The organism is Mesorhizobium sp. M7A.F.Ca.US.002.01.1.1 (assembly GCF_004022955.1).
Taxonomy (GTDB): Bacteria; Pseudomonadota; Alphaproteobacteria; order Rhizobiales; family Rhizobiaceae; genus Mesorhizobium; species Mesorhizobium ciceri.
In genome coordinates this window covers 1-17,237 of sequence record NZ_RZQE01000086.1, presented here as the reverse complement: position 1 = coordinate 17,237, position 17,237 = coordinate 1, and the positions used below count along the sequence as shown (strand labels likewise).

Here is a 17,237-nt window from a genome sequence, read left to right as displayed (position 1 = left end):
CCGCCGACGCCGTCGTCGTCGCCGAGCCGGAACCCGCTGAATACGTCAAGATTTGCGACGTCTACGGCGCTGGCTACTTCTACATCCCCGGCACCGAGACCTGCCTGCGCATCGGCGGCTATGTCCGTTACGATATCGGCGTGGGCGATCACGGCACCAACGATGGCGTCAACAACGTTCCGGACCGTATGAACGACGACGAGCACGACACCTACTACAAGCAGGCTCGCTTCACGCTGAAGACCTGGACCGGCCAGGAGACCGAACTCGGCACGTTGAAGACCTACACCGAAACCCGCTTCAACTTCGGCAACAACACCGGCGACTACACCGATGAGTTTGCCGGCGACTGGCAGGCTCACAACAAGGGTACCACGCTGAATTTCGCCTGGATCCAGCTCGGCGGCTTGCGCGTCGGTAAAGACGAATCGGCCTTCGATACGTTCATCGGCTATGCCGGCAACGTCATCCAGGATACGATCGTTCCCTACGGCGGCTTCGACACCAATGTCATCCAGTACTACTTCGACGCCGGCAATGGCTTCTCGGCAGTGGTCTCGCTGGAAGAAGGTTATGGCGACTACTCGATCGACAGCTATGTTCCGCATGTTGTCGGCGGCGTGAAGTGGACGCAGGGCTGGGGCGCCATCACCGGCGTTGTCTCGTATGACAGCAACTACGAAGAAGTTGCCGGCAAGGTTCGCCTGGACGTGAACGTCTCCAACGAACTGTCGCTGTGGGTCATGGGTGGCTACGGCTCCGACGACAACCTCGGCGATGATCCGCTGGTCGGAGCTGGCGGTCGCGGCATGTACAAGCAGTGGGGCGGCAACTGGGCGGTGTGGGGCGGTGGCACCTACAAGTTCAACGAGAAGACCTCGTTCAACGCTCAGGTCTCGTATGATGACTGGAAGAACCTCGGCATTGCGGCGAACGTCGCTTATGACGTCGTTCCGGGCTTCACGGTCACGGCCGAAGTCGACTACCAGAACGTCGGCAGTGACGACCTTAACAAGGGTTGGTTCGGCGCTGACAAGAAGAGCAACATCGGCGGCATTCTCCGCTTCCAGCGCTCGTTCTAAGGGCTGGTTCCTTACAGGTGAAATTCAGCCCGGGCGTGCAAGCGCCCGGGCTGTTTTCGTTTCGCGACTGGATCAAGGCAAACAGAAGGATGGGGGTAACGGTAGCTGAATAAATCCGTGGAGTGGTTTCGTGGGATCTGCTGATGGGCGGATGGAAATCACAACCGCGTGATTAAAATCTCTTGAAAGGACGCTTCCAAGCGGGTAGGGCTGACCTATCCCACTCGGGGGTGTGGCAAATGATGACGAACGAAGCGATTCAAGAGGGCGAGTCCTCTGATCATTTTTCGATGTTTTCTTCTCAAAGTCCGAAGATTCGATACATCTATAACAAGATTAGAGAAGTAAAGTCGCATCGGGTCAGAGATCTTTTTTCAGCATATCGTGACATATTATGGGATGATGGGCGGCATAAGTATAATGTCAGCTCTTTCATCGGCGAAATAGACGAGATCCTCCTTGGGGAGCGTTTCAGCGCCTTTGACCAAAGTACCCTCGACAACCTTATCGGCACCTTGCGCCAGCGCGGCAACAGCAACGCAACCATCAATCGAAAGATGGCTGCCCTCAGCAAACTGCTGCGCAAGGCTCACAAGATGGGAGATATCCACAGCCTGCCCGAGTTCCGCCGCCAGAAGGAGCGGGCGGGTCGGATTCGGTTCCTCGAAAGGGACGAAGAGGCGCGCCTGTTCGCCGCCATCAAGAGCCGCAGCGAGGATGCCTACAGGCTTTCCGTTTTCCTGGTCGACACCGGATGCCGTCTCGGCGAGGCGCTTGGGCTGATCTGGAACGATATCCAGGAGCATCGCGTCTCCTTCTGGATCACCAAATCCGGCCGCAGCCGCACCATTCCGATGACCGAGCGGGTCAAAGAGGTCATCAAGCTGCCTCCCACTGAGGGCCGCCGGCCCAAAGGACCGTTCACCAAGCTCAGCCAGGCACAGTTCCGTGCCATCTGGAACGACGCGAAGGCCGAAGTCGGCCTCGGTGCCGACGATCAGGTGGTGCCGCATATACTGCGCCATACCTGCGCCTCGCGTCTGGTCCAGGGCGGCATCGACATCAGGCGCGTGCAGATGTGGCTCGGCCACCAAACGCTGTCGATGACGATGCGCTACGCGCATCTGGCCACCAACGATCTCGATGGCTGTGTCATCGTGCTGGAAACGCCTCGATCGACTCAGCCGGGCGGTAATTGCGCTGAAGGCTCCATGTTTTCTTCGCCGGTGACGACGCCTTCGTCGCCGACGGCAGAGCGGAAAAAGAGGGACGAGGCAGCCGCCGCCGCTAAGGAGTCGCCGAAAGCGACTCGGAAAAGTTCAAAAGCCAAGTAGGCTGAAGAAACTTGCCTATACTATCATAGCTATCCCGTGACCATGTTCGGTCATGGGATTTACTTCAGGATATTCTTCCGCTCGGCCTGATCGAGAAAAGCGCCTATGTCGCCCGGTAGGCTGCCGGTCTCGAGGAACGGCGCATGGCCCTGGCCCTCGACGGTGATCGTCTCCATCATGAAATGGCGCTCTTTCATCTGCTTGAGCGTGTCTATCGACAGCAATCTCGAATTGGCACCACGTATGGCGAGCAACGGGATGGCGGCCAACGCCTCGAATTGCGGCCATAGATCAGGCAGCTTCTGCGTCAGATCGAGACTGGCAACGGTATCCACCAGCTTCGGATCGAAATCCGGCACCAGCCCACCATCCGTTTCGCGGTAGAGAGCCCATACCATCCGATCCCAATCGGCGCCGGCAAGAGCGGGGAAGTCTTCGCCATGCACGCTGCGCTGGGCGGCCGCCGCCTGTGTGCGGGTTTTCGGTGCCGGGTCGCGCTCGAGATAAGACTGGATATGGGCAAGTCCGGCCGTCTCGATCACCGGTCCGATGTCGTTGAAAACAATGGCTTTCAGGACGGATGGCCGCATCGTCCCGAGCACATGGATGATCAATCCCCCGCGCGAGGTGCCGATGAAGGCCGCTTCTCCGATGTTCAGCGCCGCCAGCCCGGCGAGAATGTCGCCGGCCTCCACGCCGACATTGTAATTTTTGACGTCGGGATCATAAGCCGACTGCCCGCGCCCGCGGTAGTCGAAGGCGATGACCTTTCGTGGAGTTGCCGCATGCGTCGACAGATAGAGCGCCAGCTCGTGAAAATCCCTGGCATTGCGGGTCAGGCCAGGCAGGCAGACAACCGGCCAGGGTCCGGAATTGGCCTCGCCATAGACGCGCGCATGGAGTTTTAACCCGTCCGGTGCGCTGTAGAAGAAGTCGGAAAAAAGCTGCTCGCTTGCCATCGGAATGTGCGACCTCGCTGTATCAATCTGGACAGCTACAGGCGAGGGCAGGGATGGTCAATAAAAGGCGCTTTTGCCTTCTCCCACAAGTGGAGAAGGACAGAAAGGCTCAACTCCGCCCGTTCACCAGATCCCCGACAATGTCGTATTTGCCGGAAATACGCATCTTGTAGACCTCGTAATTCTCCATCACGCGCTGAACGTAACTTCTTGTTTCTGTGTAGGGAATCCGCTCGATCCAGTCGACGACCGCGTCGATGTCCTTGCCGCGCGGGTCGCCATATCTGGCCACCCACTGGCTGGCCCGGTTGGGGCCAGCATTGTAGCCGGCGAAGGTCAGCACGTAAGAGCCGTTGAAGCGGTCGAGCTGTTCGCCGAGGAAGGCCGAACCAAGCGTCGCGTTGTAGCCGGCATCGGTGGTCAGCCGTATTTGCGAAAACTGCAGCCCGGCCTTCTTCGCCAATTGCCTTGCGGTTCCCGGCATCAGCTGCAGCAGCCCGCGCGCGCCGGCGCTGGACACGGCGCCGATGTTGAATTCGCTTTCCTGGCGGGCGATCGCATAGGCCAGCGCCTTGCCCGAGCCGGAAATGTCAGCCGAATCGGGAATGACGCCGAGCGGATGCGACAATGCGCCGACATCGATGCCGCGTGCCCCGGCGATCTTGCCGATTTTCAGCGCCATAAAATGGTTCCCTTGCTTTTCGGCAAGGACAGCGAGCAGCGCCAGTTCGCCTGGACTGGTCAACTGCCCGGCAAGGTCGCGATAGAGCGTCTCGGCATAGCGATCGTAGCCCGCCTCCTGCAGCCGCTTGATGGCGCTGACGGCCTCGCGGCCGGCAAAGTTCTGCCGGTCGGCGGCGCTTGGCGAGGGATAGACGATGTTGAGCGCCTGCCGGCCGACACGTTCGGCGGCAAGCTGGCCGTAGAATGTCGTGCCGTAGGCAGCGGCGCGCGCAAAATAATCCCTGGCGTTGCCCGGGCCGCCGACTTCGGCGGCACGGCCGAGCCAGTAATACGCGCGCGACAGCGTCATCGGCCCTTGGGCAAGGTCGGCGATGCGAGCGAAATGCGTTGCGGCAAGCTTGGGGTCGTTCAGGCCGCGCAACGCGTACCAGCCGGCATGGAATTCGGCGTCGGCCGCATTGGTGGCACTTTCGGCAGCGTGTGTGGCGACGATCTTGTACGCGGCCTTCATGTCGCCCTGGTCGACCAGTTCACGCGACAGCACCCGGCGCTCGACCCACCAGGCATCCGGATCGACCAGAGCTTCGCGATCGGTCGGTGCCTGCATCACAATGGCTGCAGCGCCGGCAAAATCCTCCTGCTTGCGCAAATATTCGGCCTGCGCGAAGAAGTAGCCGGCCGAACGTTGCATTGCCGGCACGGCCTTCAGCAGCTTGGGCGCGTTCTTGTCGCCTTTGTCGGCCGCCGCCCATGCATCGGCGAGCTGCTGGGCGCCGGCGAGGCCGGCGACGCGCAGCGCGGAATTCGCGCGGTCGGCATAGAACATGCGCTCCATGCGAAAGCGGTGGTCTGCGGCCGGGATCAGGCTGCCGAATTCCTTGATCAGCGCCGCCTCGTCCCTGGCCTCCAGGATCGCGGTGCGCCAGAAGGGCGACAGCACGGAACGCGCCGCCTTGGTATTGCTGGACGCCACATAGGCGCGGGCGAGAACCATCACGCCTTCGAATGTCTGCGGCTGGCTGCCATCGAACGCCCTGATGACGATGTCGGGGGCAGGGTTCTCTCGATAGAGCGCGCGCTCGCTGTTCTTGCGAAGGGCTACGGTCCCCGGCCAGTTGGGCAGCATCTTGGCCGCAGCAGTGATATCATCGCTCGGAACCTTGTCGCCGCCATAAAGCGCGATCGCCCAGGCAAGGATATGCTGGTCGAGCGACTGCGCCGGAAGGGCATCGCGCACGCCACGAGCGCGGGGACTATCACCCTGCGCCAACGCATCCAGTCCGCTTTTCAAAGGGGCGACGTCGGGCAAGGGCGCCTGTCGCGTTCTGTCCTGCAGGTCTGGCAGCGCAATTGCCGCGCCTGGAATCGGAATGGCTGAGGTGACCCGTGCGTCCACGCTGCCGCTGATCGCCATGCCCGGCATCAGCGCGAGCGCGGCGCCAAGCAGCGCGAGAAGGTGAGGCCGACCGCCCGGCATGATCCTTAAATCTTTCCTTGTCCTGGCATTCCACAAGCTGGCGAAGATGCCTCGAAGCCTAAACTTAGGTCGTGAAGAGCCCGTAAACAAAGAGTTAGCGAGGCCGTTCGAATTGCGCTTGCTGGCACCATGGCAATGCTTGCCGCGCAACCATGTCGAGACTATGGTGCGCCGCTTCGCTTTCGGTTAGAAGGCGCGACCACAAACACCGACACAAAACACCAGAAGTGCCAAGGAGTTGGACGATATGCTGAGAGGCTCGCTTACTGCGCTCGTGACACCGTTCGAAAAGAGCGGGCGTTTCGACGAGAAAGCCTTTCGCGCATTCGTCGAATGGCAACTCGCGGAGGGCACGACGGGCCTGGTGCCGGTCGGCACCACCGGCGAGTCGCCGACACTGTCGCATGACGAGCACCGCCAGGTCGTCAAGGTATGCATCGAGGTGGCCAAGGGACGAGTTCCGGTCGTCGCCGGCGCTGGTTCCAACAACACCGAGGAAGCCGTCGGGCTCGTGCAGTATGCCGAGAAGGCCGGCGCCGATGCCGCCCTGGTCGTCACGCCTTATTATAACAGGCCGACGCAGCGCGGCCTGTATGAGCACTTCGCGGCGGTCGCCAGGGCGACCAAGCTGCCGATCATCATCTACAACATCCCGCCGCGCTCGGTCATCGACATGATGCCGGACACGATGGGCCGGCTCGTGCACGACTTCAAGAATATCGTCGGTGTCAAGGATGCCACCGGCAAGGTCGAACGGGTTTCCGAGCAGCGTGCCACGTGCGGCAAGGATTTCATCCAGCTTTCGGGCGAAGATGCTTCGGCGCTTGGATTCAACGCGCATGGCGGCGTCGGCTGTATTTCGGTGACGTCGAACGTCGCGCCGCGGCTGTGCGCCGAATTCCAGGAGGCAACGCTTGCCGGCGACAGCGCCAAGGCGCTGGATCTGCAGGATCGCCTGCTGCCGCTGCACAAGGCGATCTTCATCGAGCCTGGCGTTTCCGGCGCCAAATACGCGCTGTCGAAGCTAGGCAAGGTCGAAAACGTGCTGCGCTCGCCGCTGGTGACGATCGAACAGTCGACTGCCGACAAGATCGATGCGGCTATGAAGCACGCCGGCTTGATTAATTAGGGATGAGGCGCCACCTCTCCGCATCATGAATCAAGTCAGAAAAGCCGATCCCAACAACAAGACCGTTTCGGAAAACCGCAAGGCGCGGTTTTCCTATGAGGTGCTCGACACGGTCGAGGCCGGTCTGGTGCTGACCGGCACCGAGGTCAAGTCGCTGCGCCAGGGCCAGGCCAACATCCAGGACAGCTACGCCTCGGTCGAAGGCGGCGAGATCTGGCTGATCAACTCCTATCTGCCGGAATATCTGCAGGCCAACCGCTTCAACCACGAGCCGCGCCGCCGCCGCAAGCTGCTGCTCAACAAGCGCGAAATGGCGAAACTGTCGCAAAGCGTCGACCGCGAAGGCATGACGCTGGTACCGCTGAAAATCTATTTCAACGACCAGGGCCGCGCCAAGCTGCTGCTCGCCGTCGGTCGCGGCAAGAAACTGCACGACAAACGCGAGAGCGAGAAGCAGCGCGACTGGTCGCGCGAGAAGGGCCGGCTGTTAAAAGAGCGTGGGTAGGCTGGGGCCATTCGCTTGAAGAACCGGATTGTCCTCTTTGGTCTGGCCAGTCTGGTCTTGGTATGTTTCGTCGCAGCAGGCGGCTACATCTATTTCAGGGCATTCTCGCCGGACCGCGACAAATATCCGCTCAGGGGCATCGACGTTTCCCATCATCAGGGCCGGATTGACTGGCCGCGTGTCGCCGCCGACGATGTCGCCTTCGCAGTCATCAAGGCGACCGAAGGCGGCGATCATGTCGACGATGCCTTCGCGAGGAATCTGGAAGAGGCCCGCGCCGCCGGTCTCGCCGTCGGCGCCTATCACTTTTTCACCTTTTGCCGACCTGGCGCCGACCAGGCGAAGAATTTCATCTCGGTTGTGCCGCACGACCAGCCGCTGCTGCCGCCGGTCGTCGACATCGAATTCGGCGGCAACTGCCCGCAGCGGCCGACGCCCGAACAATTGAACGCCGAACTGGCCGCGTTCCTCGCTCTAGTCGAGGCGACGTTCGGCAAGCCTGCGATCGTCTATCTGACCGATGAGGCAGCGCAGACCTATGCAGGGCGCATTGCTGCCCGTCCGCTCTGGCTCCGCTCGTTGCTCCTGGAGCCGGACCGCGACGACTGGGTCTACTGGCAGTACCACAACAGGGGTCGCGTCGACGGCATCAATGGCGATGTCGATATGAACGTGCTGAAGGGTGGGCCGGCGGTGCTGGCTGCACTGTTTGCGCCATCAAGCTGATCCGCTGGCGCCCGACTCTATTTCCGCAGGAACGCCGCTATCTGGCTGAAAACGCTAACGAACATCGCTTCGGTCAGCACACCGGTGTTGGTGTTGTAGCGCGAGCAATGATAGCTCGAAAACAGCGTGATGCTGCCGGCCGGCAGCTGCCCGCCATGCTTGAACGGATAGGCGGCGACGCGCCCGCCCAGCGCCCGCACCGTCGACTGATGCGCGATCGATCCCAGTGCCAGCACGGCGCGCAGATTCGGGAACCTGGCGATCGTCGGCACCAGGAATGTCCGGCAGGTGGCAATCTCAGCGCCCACCGGCTTGTTCTCCGGCGGCACGCAGCGCACCGCGTTGGTGATCGCGGTGCCGACCAGCTCCAATCCGTCATCTGGCCGCGCCTTGAACTCTCCGCGCGCAAAACCGTGCGAAATCATCGTCGAGTAGAGCAGGTCGCCGGCATAGTCGCCGGTGAACGGGCGGCCCGTTCGATTGGCACCGCGCAGGCCAGGCGCCAGCCCGACGATCAGCAACTGAACCGCCGCGTCACCCTCGGGTGGTAAAAAAGTCGGCACCGGCGCATTGAACCAGGACGGCTCGCGCTGCCGCCACTCGGCGATGAAGTCATGCAGCCTTGGGCAGAGCGGGCAATCGCGGCCGGGTTCGGAGGCGGAAAGCACGGTCAAGGCGACCGGCCTCAATAATCGTCCTCGTCGACTTCGGCCGGCTCGGGCCTGCGCACCGGGCGCTCGGACGGGTCACGGCCAACCTCGTTCTTCAGCGTCGTCAGGTCGATGAAATGGTCGGCCTGGCGGCGCAGATCGTCGGAGATCATCGGCGGCTGCGAGGCCATGGTCGAGACGATCGATACCTTGCGGCCACGCCGCTGCAATGCCTCGACCAATGTGCGGAAATCGCCGTCGCCGGAAAAGATGACGTAGTGGTCGACGACATCGGCGAGTTCCAGCGCATCGACGGTGAGCTCGATGTCCATATTGCCCTTGATCTTGCGGCGGCCGGTCGAGTCGGTGAATTCCTTGGCCGGCTTGGTGACCACCTTGAAGCCATTATAGTCGAGCCAGTCGATCAGTGGACGGATCGAGGAGTATTCCTGATCCTCGACCAGCGCCGTGTAATAATAGGCGCGCAGCAGATAGCCGCGCTTCTGGAAGCTCGACAGAAGCTTGCGGTAGTCGATGTCGAAGCCGAGCGCGCGCGACGTCGCGTAGAGATTGGCGCCGTCGATGAATAGGGCGATTTTTTCACGAGGGTCGAACATGGAAAATATTCCTTCTCGAAATAAACACCCGTCTAAACCAAATGCGATAGCGTTCGGTCAGGCTCATAATAAACCGGCTGACCTCTATGCCATCCGAGATAGCGCCAGTTTCGCGGCAATCCAAGGGCGCGTGCGGCACTGCAAGCAATTGTGATCGGGACACCGAACACATAGCACAGACTGGTTTTGCCAAATCGGGTGTTTGAACCAAGGTTTGGGCGCCATGCAACCCAGCCATTGCCATGATGCTTGTATTTTGGCGGCGTTCGGGTTATGGACCGCGCCTGTTTTCCATCAAATCCATCGCATGAAAGGGGCAATCCATGGCCCGCGTAACCGTTGAAGATTGCATCGACAAGGTCGACAACCGCTTCGAGTTGGTGCTCCTTGCCGGCCATCGTGCCCGGCAGATCAGCCAGGGCGCGCCGATCACAGTGCCGCGTGACAACGACAAGAATCCGGTTGTGGCGCTGCGCGAGATCGCCGATGAGACGCTGTCGCCCGACGACCTCAAGGAAGATCTGATCCATTCGCTGCAGAAGCATGTCGAGGTCGACGAGCCCGAGGCCGATGGCGAGGCGATTGCCGATCAGACCGGCACCGCCGTTGCCGCCACCGACGCCGACGACGCCGAGGAGAACATCACCTTCGACCGGATGACCGAGGAAGACCTCCTGGCCGGCATCGAGGGCCTGGTGCCGCCGGAAAAGAGCGACGACTACTAAGCCAGCGTTCTGGACCTGCCTGGAATACGTTTCCGGCACTTCCGTCCAGTCAGTTTCGTGGCTATCTATGGGATGCGCCGTACGCTAGTGCGGCGCATCAATCATTTCAGCACCGCGAGATTCCGCCCATGATGCGTCAGTATGAGCTTGTCGAGCGCGTCCAGCGCTACAAGCCTGACGTCAACGAGGCGTTGCTCAACAAGGCCTATGTCTATGCCATGCAGAAGCATGGCCACCAGAAGCGCGCTTCCGGCGATCCGTATTTCTCGCATCCGCTCGAAGTCGCCGCCATCCTCACCGAAATGCATATGGACGAGGCGACGATCGCGGTCGCCCTGCTGCACGACACCATCGAGGACACGACCGCCACGCGGGCCGAGATCGACGATCTGTTCGGCCCCGAAATGGGCAAGCTGGTCGAGGGCCTGACCAAGTTGAAGAAGCTCGATCTGGTCTCGAAGAAGGCCGAGCAGGCGGAAAACCTGAGAAAGCTTCTGCTGGCGATTTCGGAAGATGTCCGCGTGCTGCTGGTCAAGCTCGCCGATCGTTTGCACAATATGCGCACCCTCGACCACATGCCGGAGGCCAAGCGCCTGCGCATCGCCGAGGAGACGATGGATATCTACGCACCGCTGGCCGGGCGCATGGGCATGCAAGGCATGCGTGAAGAGCTGGAGGAGATCGCCTTCCGCTTCATTAATCCTGAAGCCTATCGCGCCGTCACCGCACGGCTTGCCGAAATCTTCGAACGCAACAAGGGCGTGCTGACGGACATCGAAAAGGCACTGTCCACGTTGTTCGAGAAGCATGCGATCAACGCCAGCGTAAAGAGCCGGCAGAAGAAGCCGTGGTCGGTGTTCCGCAAGATGGAGGCCAAGGCGCTGTCCTTCGAGCAGCTCTCTGACATCTTCGGCTTTCGCGTCGTCGTCGACACGGTCGAGGACTGCTACCGGGCGCTTGGCGCCATCCACACCGCGTGGTCGATGGTGCCGGGTCGCTTCAAGGACTACATCTCGACGCCGAAACAGAACGACTACCGCTCGATCCACACCACCATTGTCGGCCCGTCGCGCCAGCGTGTCGAGCTGCAGATCCGTACCCGAGAGATGAACAAGATCGCCGAATACGGCGTCGCCGCCCATTCGATCTACAAGGATACCGGCGGCAAGACGAATGGCGCCGCCCACGCGATTTCAAAGGAAACCAACGCCTACGCCTGGCTGCGCCGCACCATCGAGCAGCTTGCCGAAGGCGACAACCCTGAGGATTTCCTCGAAAATACCAAGCTGGAACTGTTCCAGGACCAGGTGTTCTGCTTCACCCCGAAAGGCATGTTGATTGCGCTGCCGCGCGGCGCGACACCGATCGACTTCGCCTATGCGGTGCACACCGATGTCGGCGACACCTGCGTCGGTGCCAAGGTCAACGGCCGCATCATGCCGCTGATGACGGAACTGAAGAACGGCGACGAGGTCGAGATCATCCGCTCCAAGGCGCAGGTGCCGCCGGCGGCGTGGGAATCGGTCGTCGTCACCGGCAAGGCGCGCTCGGCCATCCGCCGTGCCACCAAGAACGCCATCCGCAAGCAATATTCGGGTCTTGGCATCCGCATCCTGGAACGCGCCTTCGAGCGTGCCGGCAAGACCTTCACCAAGGAGAGCCTGAAGCAGGTGCTGCACAGGTTGGCGCGCAAGGACATCGAGGATGTGCTGGCCTCTGTCGGGCGTGGCGAGCTCGCCTCCACTGATGTCATGAAGGCGGTATTCCCTGACTACAAGGATGAGCGCGTCACCACGGCCGTCCCCAAGCCGCGAGAGGAGGGCTGGTCGAAGATCCGCAATGCCGCCGGCATGCTGTTCCAGATTCCGGGTCGTGCCGCGCGCAAGGACAAGGACCAGCCGCGCGATGGAGCCGTGCCGATCCGCGGCGTGCGCGGCGATCTGCCGGTGCGCTTCGCGCCGGAAGGGGCAGTCCCTGGCGATCGCATCGTCGGCATCGTCCAGCCGGGCACCGGCATCACTATCTATCCGATCCAGTCGCCAGCGCTGCAGGCGTTCGATGACCAGCCCGAGCGCTGGATCGACGTGCGCTGGGACATCGATGAGCGCACCAAGGAACGCTTTCCGGCGCGCGTATCGGTCACCGCCATCAACGCGCCGGGGTCACTCGCCGATATAGCGCAGGTGGTTGCCTCGAACGACGCCAACATCCATACGCTGTCGATGGTGCGCACTGCGCCCGACTTCACCGAAATGCTGATCGATCTCGAAGTCTGGGATCTCAAGCACCTCAACCGGCTGCTATCGCAGCTCAAGGACAATTCGAGCGTCAGCGACGCAAGACGCGTCAATGGCTAGACCATGCTCCGGTTTCGGACAACGTCATGGTCAATCAAAAAGAGGCAGACATGAACACCGATGAAGTGCTGGGCATTTTCCGCGAGGCGGGTGCTGTTCTGGAAGGGCATTTCATTTTGACCTCGGGCCTGCGCAGTCCGGTCTTCCTGCAGAAGGCGCGCGTGTTCATGCATGCCGACAAGACCGAGCTTCTGTGCAAGGCGCTGGCGGAGAAGATCCGCGCAGGCGTGCCCGGCAAGATCGACTATGTCGTCGGCCCGGCGATCGGCGGGCTGATCCCGGCCTATGAGACCTCACGTCATCTCGGCGTGCCGGCGATCTGGGTCGAGCGGGAAGGGGGCGAGTTCCGCTTGCGCCGCTTCGAGATCGCCAGGGGGTCGCGTGTCGTCATCGTCGAGGACATCGTCACCACCGGCCTGTCGATCCGAGAGACCATCGAGTGCCTGCGCGAGCTTGGCGCCGAGGTGGTTGCCGCGGCCTGCATCATCGATCGTTCGGCCGGCAAGACTGATGTCGGCGTGCCGCTCATCGCGCTTGCCGAGTATGAGGTCCCGGCCTATCCGGCCGACCGGCTGCCGCCGGAGCTTGCCGCCATCCCGGCGATCAAGCCCGGCAGCCGCAACATCTGACGGGGCATGCCGACATGCGTGAAGACGAATTGGAAATGATCGCCGGCATCGATCATTTCGTGCTGACGGTCGCTTCGCTGGAAGTGACCTGTGAGTTTTACCAGCGCGTGCTGGGTTTTGAGCGCATCGACGCGGCCGATCGACCGACGGCGCTGGCTTTCGGTAGCCATAAGATCAATGTGCATGAGGTCGGCCGGACTTTCGAGCCAAAGGCGAAGTCGCCGACATCAGGATCAGGTGATTTCTGCCTGATCACCGAGCGGCCACTGGATGAGGTCCGTGCGCGGCTCGCGGCCAATGGTGTGGTGGTGGAACTCGGCCCGGTTGAACGTATCGGGGCCCGAGGTCCAATGATGTCGGTCTATTTCCGCGACCCGGACGGCAATCTGGTCGAGGTCAGCGAATACCTGCCGTAGCCGCTGGCGGCGCTGTGCCTTTCGGCGATGCGACTGCCGTTCCTTAAATTTGCCGCGATTGTCCAATGTTCGAAGCAAGACCAGCCGCCCCGAAGGGCGGCGACAAGCGCGGCACAAAAGGTGTTTGGTTGTTCTTGCGCCAGCGCGTTGTTATATAAGCTGGCGATTGCCATAGGGTGATCGTCAAGCGCAAGATGTGGCTGCCACGCCCGGCTGAAGGTGCCGTTGCGGGCGCTGTGGAACGGGAACAGAGTGCTATTTCGACGCCGCAAGCCTGATGGCCTTTATGAGCGGGTGCGTACCTATCTTTGGCCGCGCCGCTCGTTTTCGCGCTCGCTTCAGTATTTTTCCAAGCGCATCCTGCGGCTGAAGGCCACACCGCATGCGGTGGCGGCCGGCGTTGCGGCCGGTGTCTTCGCTTCATTCTTCCCCGTCGGTTTCCATTTCATCATCGCTGCCATCCTGTGCTGGGTGATCGCCGGCAATTTGGTGGCGGCGGCGCTTGGCGCCGTTTTTTTCGGCAACCCGCTCACCTTCCCGTTGCTATGGGGCGCGTCGTGGGAAACGGGCAAGCTCATCCTGCATGACCGTTTGCCGACACATGGGCCGCCGGCGCATCTGGGCGAGATGTTGCACAACCTCTCCTTCGCGCAATTGTGGAAACCGGTCCTTGAACCGATGCTGATCGGTGCGGTTCCGCTCGGCTTGATCTTCGGGCTGCTGTTCTACGCCATCACGCGCTGGGGCATGAACGCTTTCCGCGAACAGCGGCGCAAACGCCTGGCCGAGCGCGCAAGCCGGCATGCGCAATCGTCCCATCCCGGCGCAAGCATCGGTTCCACTGCGCGATGATCATCGGCATCGGCAGCGACCTGATCGACATCAGACGCATCGAGAAATCGCTGGAGCGTCACGGCCAGCGCTTCGTCCAGAGAATCTACACCGACATCGAACAGGCGCGTTCGGACAATCGACGCGCCCGCGCGGCCTCCTATGCCAAGCGTTTCGCCGCCAAGGAGGCCTGCGCCAAGGCGCTGGGCACCGGACTGGCGCAGGGCGTGTTCTGGCGCGACATGGGTGTCGTCAACCTGCCCAGTGGCGCGCCGACCATGGCGCTGACGGGAGGAGCGCAGGCCAGGCTGGACAAAATCCTGCCAAAGGGCCATCGGGCGGCAATCCACCTCACCATCACGGATGATTTCCCGCTCGCTCAAGCCTTTGTGATCATCGAGGCGCTGCCCGTCGAAGAAGCGCCACATTGATTGCCTCTGACGACCGGCATTGACGTTGCCCAGCGCGCGCCGAGACTCTATACCATCCAACGCACAATCGAGGACGACATGAGCGTGGCTGAAAAATCCGAGAAGAAATCCGGCGGGCTTGGCGAGACCGTCAGCGTCATCGTCCAGGCGCTTTTGCTCGCCCTGGTCATCCGCACGCTGCTGTTCCAGCCTTTTTCGATCCCATCGGGATCAATGCGGCCGACGCTTTTGGAAGGCGACTATCTGTTCGTCACCAAATGGTCCTATGGCTATTCGCGCTATTCGCTGCCTTTCGGACCCGATATTTTTTCGGGCCGCATCTGGGGCGCCGAGCCGAAGCGCGGCGACGTGGCGGTTTTCAAGTTCCCGCCTGATCCGTCCGTCGACTACATCAAGCGCGTTGTCGGCCTGCCGGGTGACAAGATCCAGGTCAAGGACGGCCAGCTTTTCATCAACGGCGTCGGCGTGCCGCGCGTGAAAACAGGCCAGATCGACAATCCCGACATCACCGAGGAATCGCGCCCGATCGATGTCTATCGTGAGACCCTGCCCAACGGCGTCAGCTACGACACGCTTGACCTGAATTCGAACTCGATCGGCGACAACACCCGCGAATTCGACGTGCCGCCCGGCCACTATTTCATGATGGGCGACAACCGGGACAATTCCGCCGACAGCCGTTTCACTGTCGGCTACGTTCCCGCGGAAAATCTGGTTGGCCGCGCCAATCTTGTCTTCTTCTCGATCGCCGGCAAGGCGAGCCCTCTCGAAATCTGGAAATGGCCGTCGCTGATGCGCGCTTCGCGCCTGTTTCACTTCGTCAATTGATGGCTTTGAAGCGCCCGACAGGCGAAACACTGGCCGGTTTGGTGAAGGCCAAGACCGGTTACGTCTTCAAGGATATCCGTTTGCTCGAGACCGCCTTGACGCATTCCAGTGCGGTCAAGGCGGCCACCAACAACCAGCGTCTTGAATTTCTTGGCGACCGCGTGCTCGGGCTTGTCGTCGCCGATATGCTTTTCGAAAAATTTCCCGATGCGCCGGAAGGTGAAATCGCGCCGCGCTTCAATGCGCTGGTCGATGCGCGGACCTGCTCCGAAATCGGCATCGAAATGCAGCTGGAGGATCTGGTCCGCGCCGATTCTGCCTTGAAGATGCGGTCGCGCGGCTCGGGCGGAAACTATCTGGCGGATGCGGTCGAAGCGCTGATTGCGGCGGTTTACGTCGACGGTGGCATCGAGGCCGCGCGGCGGTTCGTCCTGCGCTATTGGGAACCGCGCTCGCATACGGTGATCGCAAAGCCGCTCAATCCGAAATCCGATCTGCAGGAATGGATTGCCAAGACCAGCGATATCAGACCCGAATATGTGATCGACAAGCGCGAGGGACCCGACCATCAGCCGGTCTTCACTGTATCCTTGCAGGTCCGCGGCTTTGCGCCGATAAGCGGCACCGGCGGCTCGCGCAGGGCGGCCGAAGAAGCGGCGGCTTCGGCATTTCTTGTGCGCGAAGGCGTTTGGGCCGCCGCATCGGCCCAAAAATCGGGGGGCTCGCGGCCCTCCAGTGAAGGGAGCGCGGCATGACCGCTACCGAAGAGCCGGCGACCACAGCCGCCGCCACGCATTCCGGCTTTGTCGCGCTGATCGGCGCGCCCAATGCGGGCAAGTCGACCTTGGTCAACCAATTGGTCGGCGCCAAGGTGTCGATCGTCACCCACAAGGTGCAGACGACTCGCGCCATCGTGCGCGGCATCGCCACGCATGACAATGCGCAAATCGTTTTCGTCGACACGCCCGGCATCTTCAAGCCGAAGCGAAGGCTCGACACGGCGATGGTGACCACCGCCTGGGGTGGGGCCAAGGACGCCGATATCGTACTGCTTCTGATCGACGCCGAGCGCGGCATCAGGGGCGACGCCGACGCCATCCTCGAACGGCTGAAGGATGTGCGCCAGCCGATGGTGCTGATCCTCAACAAGGTCGACCGCGTCAAGCACGAAGCGCTGCTGGCTCTGTCGGCGGCAGCGAACGAAAGGGTGCCGTTCAAGCGCACCTTCATGGTGTCGGCGCTGACCGGTTCCGGCTGCAAGGACGTGCTCGATTATCTGGCCGAGTCTCTGCCGGTCGGTCCCTGGTACTATCCGGAAGACCAGATCTCGGACCTGCCGATGCGCCAGCTCGCGGCCGAGATCACGCGCGAGAAGCTTTATCTCAGGCTGCATCAGGAATTGCCCTATTCCTCGCATATCGAGACCGAGAAATGGGAAGAGAAGCCGGACGGCTCGGTGCGCATCGACCAGACCATCTATGTCGAGCGCGACAGCCAGAAGAAGATCGTTCTCGGCCACAAGGGCGAGACCATCCGCGCCATCGGCCAGGCGGCGCGCATGGAGATAGCAGGCATCCTCGAACAGAAGGTGCACCTGTTCCTGTTCGTCAAGGTGCGCGAGAACTGGGGCGACGACCCCGAGCGCTACCGCGAAATGGGGCTCGAGTTTCCGCGCTAGGCTCGATGGTCAGCAAGCCGAACATCGACATAACGCTTGTCAGCCGATTGATCGCCACGCAATTTCCCAAGTGGAAGGATCTTCCGGTCAGGCCGGTTGCATCAGGCGGATGGGACAACAGGACCTTTCATCTGGGCGGCGAGATGACCGTGCGACTGCCAAGCGCCGCGGCCTATTCC

18 protein-coding genes and 1 pseudogene are annotated in these 17,237 nt (G+C 61.5%); 15 read left to right on the top strand and 4 right to left on the bottom strand.

Features of this window, described 5'->3' with window-relative positions; translation table 11 throughout:
- Positions 1-1,082: porin (locus EN932_RS11710; protein ID WP_164766124.1), on the top strand; the 1,082-nt coding region annotated here is incomplete at its 5' end.
- A gap of 239 nt (positions 1,083-1,321) precedes the next feature.
- Positions 1,322-2,416: a site-specific integrase gene (locus EN932_RS11705; RefSeq protein ID WP_127369706.1), complete on the top strand. Its 1,095-nt coding sequence runs from the start codon at positions 1,322-1,324 to the stop codon at positions 2,414-2,416.
- A gap of 59 nt (positions 2,417-2,475) precedes the next feature.
- Here the strand turns inward: EN932_RS11705 and EN932_RS11700 are convergent, their stop codons facing one another.
- Together EN932_RS11700 and EN932_RS11695 are read right to left on the bottom strand one after the other, a co-directional pair.
- Entirely contained in the window at positions 2,476-3,375 is a 900-nt protein-coding gene (locus EN932_RS11700; RefSeq protein ID WP_064993116.1) for an alpha/beta hydrolase, read from the bottom strand.
- Between the two features lie 109 nt (positions 3,376-3,484).
- Positions 3,485-5,536, bottom strand: coding sequence for a lytic transglycosylase domain-containing protein (locus EN932_RS11695; RefSeq protein WP_127385668.1), 2,052 nt, complete (start codon positions 5,534-5,536; stop codon positions 3,485-3,487).
- Positions 5,537-5,783: 247 nt separating this feature from the next.
- Here EN932_RS11695 and dapA point away from each other — a divergent pair, with 247 nt between their 5' ends.
- Genes dapA through EN932_RS11680 form a run of 3 tightly spaced genes read left to right on the top strand, consistent with a single transcriptional unit; the run spans position 5,784 to position 7,896 of the window.
- Positions 5,784-6,665, top strand: a complete 882-nt coding sequence (gene dapA / locus EN932_RS11690; RefSeq protein WP_013532595.1) for a 4-hydroxy-tetrahydrodipicolinate synthase — start codon at positions 5,784-5,786, stop codon at positions 6,663-6,665.
- Between the two features lie 25 nt (positions 6,666-6,690).
- Positions 6,691-7,170 carry an SsrA-binding protein SmpB gene (smpB, locus tag EN932_RS11685; protein WP_013532594.1) on the top strand — a complete coding sequence of 160 codons (480 nt, stop codon included), beginning with the start codon at positions 6,691-6,693 and terminating at the stop codon, positions 7,168-7,170.
- Between the two features lie 15 nt (positions 7,171-7,185).
- Positions 7,186-7,896 (top strand): GH25 family lysozyme, encoded by a 711-nt coding sequence (locus EN932_RS11680; protein WP_127388349.1) that lies wholly within the window; start codon positions 7,186-7,188, stop codon positions 7,894-7,896.
- A 17-nt stretch (positions 7,897-7,913) separates the two neighbouring features.
- Here the strand turns inward: EN932_RS11680 and EN932_RS11675 are convergent, their stop codons facing one another.
- Both EN932_RS11675 and EN932_RS11670 read right to left on the bottom strand, forming a co-directional pair.
- The gene (locus tag EN932_RS11675) at positions 7,914-8,570 is read right to left on the bottom strand and encodes a uracil-DNA glycosylase (protein ID WP_024503072.1); all 657 of its coding nucleotides are present in this window, start codon (positions 8,568-8,570) and stop codon (positions 7,914-7,916) included.
- 11 nt (positions 8,571-8,581) lie between these two features.
- Entirely contained in the window at positions 8,582-9,163 is a 582-nt protein-coding gene (locus tag EN932_RS11670) for an NYN domain-containing protein (protein WP_010915096.1), read from the bottom strand.
- 323 nt (positions 9,164-9,486) lie between these two features.
- Here EN932_RS11670 and rpoZ point away from each other — a divergent pair, with 323 nt between their 5' ends.
- From rpoZ to EN932_RS38825, 10 genes and pseudogenes are all read left to right on the top strand, one after another.
- Positions 9,487-9,888 carry a DNA-directed RNA polymerase subunit omega gene (gene rpoZ / locus EN932_RS11665; RefSeq protein WP_013532591.1) on the top strand — a complete coding sequence of 134 codons (402 nt, stop codon included), beginning with the start codon at positions 9,487-9,489 and terminating at the stop codon, positions 9,886-9,888.
- A gap of 128 nt (positions 9,889-10,016) precedes the next feature.
- Positions 10,017-12,245, top strand: coding sequence for a bifunctional (p)ppGpp synthetase/guanosine-3',5'-bis(diphosphate) 3'-pyrophosphohydrolase (locus tag EN932_RS11660; protein ID WP_013532590.1), 2,229 nt, complete (start codon positions 10,017-10,019; stop codon positions 12,243-12,245).
- Positions 12,246-12,295: 50 nt separating this feature from the next.
- On the top strand, positions 12,296-12,874 hold the full coding sequence (pyrE, locus tag EN932_RS11655; protein ID WP_013532589.1) for an orotate phosphoribosyltransferase: 579 nt from the start codon (positions 12,296-12,298) through the stop codon (positions 12,872-12,874).
- Between the two features lie 35 nt (positions 12,875-12,909).
- Positions 12,910-13,290 (top strand): VOC family protein, encoded by a 381-nt coding sequence (locus tag EN932_RS11650; RefSeq protein ID WP_164753848.1) that lies wholly within the window; start codon positions 12,910-12,912, stop codon positions 13,288-13,290.
- 252 nt (positions 13,291-13,542) lie between these two features.
- The gene (locus EN932_RS11645) at positions 13,543-14,142 is read left to right on the top strand and encodes a DUF2062 domain-containing protein (RefSeq protein ID WP_013532587.1); all 600 of its coding nucleotides are present in this window, start codon (positions 13,543-13,545) and stop codon (positions 14,140-14,142) included.
- Positions 14,139-14,552 carry a holo-ACP synthase gene (gene acpS / locus EN932_RS11640; protein WP_024503069.1) on the top strand — a complete coding sequence of 138 codons (414 nt, stop codon included), beginning with the start codon at positions 14,139-14,141 and terminating at the stop codon, positions 14,550-14,552. Before EN932_RS11645 ends, acpS begins: the two co-directional genes overlap by 4 nt.
- Positions 14,553-14,630: 78 nt before the next feature.
- Positions 14,631-15,380, top strand: a complete 750-nt coding sequence (lepB, locus tag EN932_RS11635; protein ID WP_127267160.1) for a signal peptidase I — start codon at positions 14,631-14,633, stop codon at positions 15,378-15,380.
- A complete protein-coding gene (rnc, locus tag EN932_RS11630) occupies positions 15,380-16,135 on the top strand; it encodes a ribonuclease III (protein ID WP_013532584.1) in 756 nt (251 codons plus the stop codon). Before lepB ends, rnc begins: the two co-directional genes overlap by 1 nt.
- Positions 16,132-17,058, top strand: coding sequence for a GTPase Era (gene era / locus EN932_RS11625; protein ID WP_024503067.1), 927 nt, complete (start codon positions 16,132-16,134; stop codon positions 17,056-17,058). Before rnc ends, era begins: the two co-directional genes overlap by 4 nt.
- Before the next feature lie 5 nt (positions 17,059-17,063).
- Positions 17,064-17,237 (top strand): annotated as a pseudogene (locus tag EN932_RS38825) (aminoglycoside phosphotransferase); the annotation flags it as partial.

Coding starts and splice junctions, on each gene's coding strand:
- EN932_RS11705 (WP_127369706.1), top strand. CDS start 1,322: ATGATGACGAACGAAGCGATTCAAGAGGGCGAGTCCTCTGATCATTTT.
- EN932_RS11700 (WP_064993116.1), bottom strand. CDS start 3,375: ATGGCAAGCGAGCAGCTTTTTTCCGACTTCTTCTACAGCGCACCGGAC.
- EN932_RS11695 (WP_127385668.1), bottom strand. CDS start 5,536: ATGCCGGGCGGTCGGCCTCACCTTCTCGCGCTGCTTGGCGCCGCGCTC.
- dapA (WP_013532595.1), top strand. CDS start 5,784: ATGCTGAGAGGCTCGCTTACTGCGCTCGTGACACCGTTCGAAAAGAGC.
- smpB (WP_013532594.1), top strand. CDS start 6,691: ATGAATCAAGTCAGAAAAGCCGATCCCAACAACAAGACCGTTTCGGAA.
- EN932_RS11670 (WP_010915096.1), bottom strand. CDS start 9,163: ATGTTCGACCCTCGTGAAAAAATCGCCCTATTCATCGACGGCGCCAAT.
- rpoZ (WP_013532591.1), top strand. CDS start 9,487: ATGGCCCGCGTAACCGTTGAAGATTGCATCGACAAGGTCGACAACCGC.
- EN932_RS11660 (WP_013532590.1), top strand. CDS start 10,017: ATGATGCGTCAGTATGAGCTTGTCGAGCGCGTCCAGCGCTACAAGCCT.
- pyrE (WP_013532589.1), top strand. CDS start 12,296: ATGAACACCGATGAAGTGCTGGGCATTTTCCGCGAGGCGGGTGCTGTT.
- EN932_RS11650 (WP_164753848.1), top strand. CDS start 12,910: ATGATCGCCGGCATCGATCATTTCGTGCTGACGGTCGCTTCGCTGGAA.
- acpS (WP_024503069.1), top strand. CDS start 14,139: ATGATCATCGGCATCGGCAGCGACCTGATCGACATCAGACGCATCGAG.
- lepB (WP_127267160.1), top strand. CDS start 14,631: ATGAGCGTGGCTGAAAAATCCGAGAAGAAATCCGGCGGGCTTGGCGAG.
- rnc (WP_013532584.1), top strand. CDS start 15,380: ATGGCTTTGAAGCGCCCGACAGGCGAAACACTGGCCGGTTTGGTGAAG.
- era (WP_024503067.1), top strand. CDS start 16,132: ATGACCGCTACCGAAGAGCCGGCGACCACAGCCGCCGCCACGCATTCC.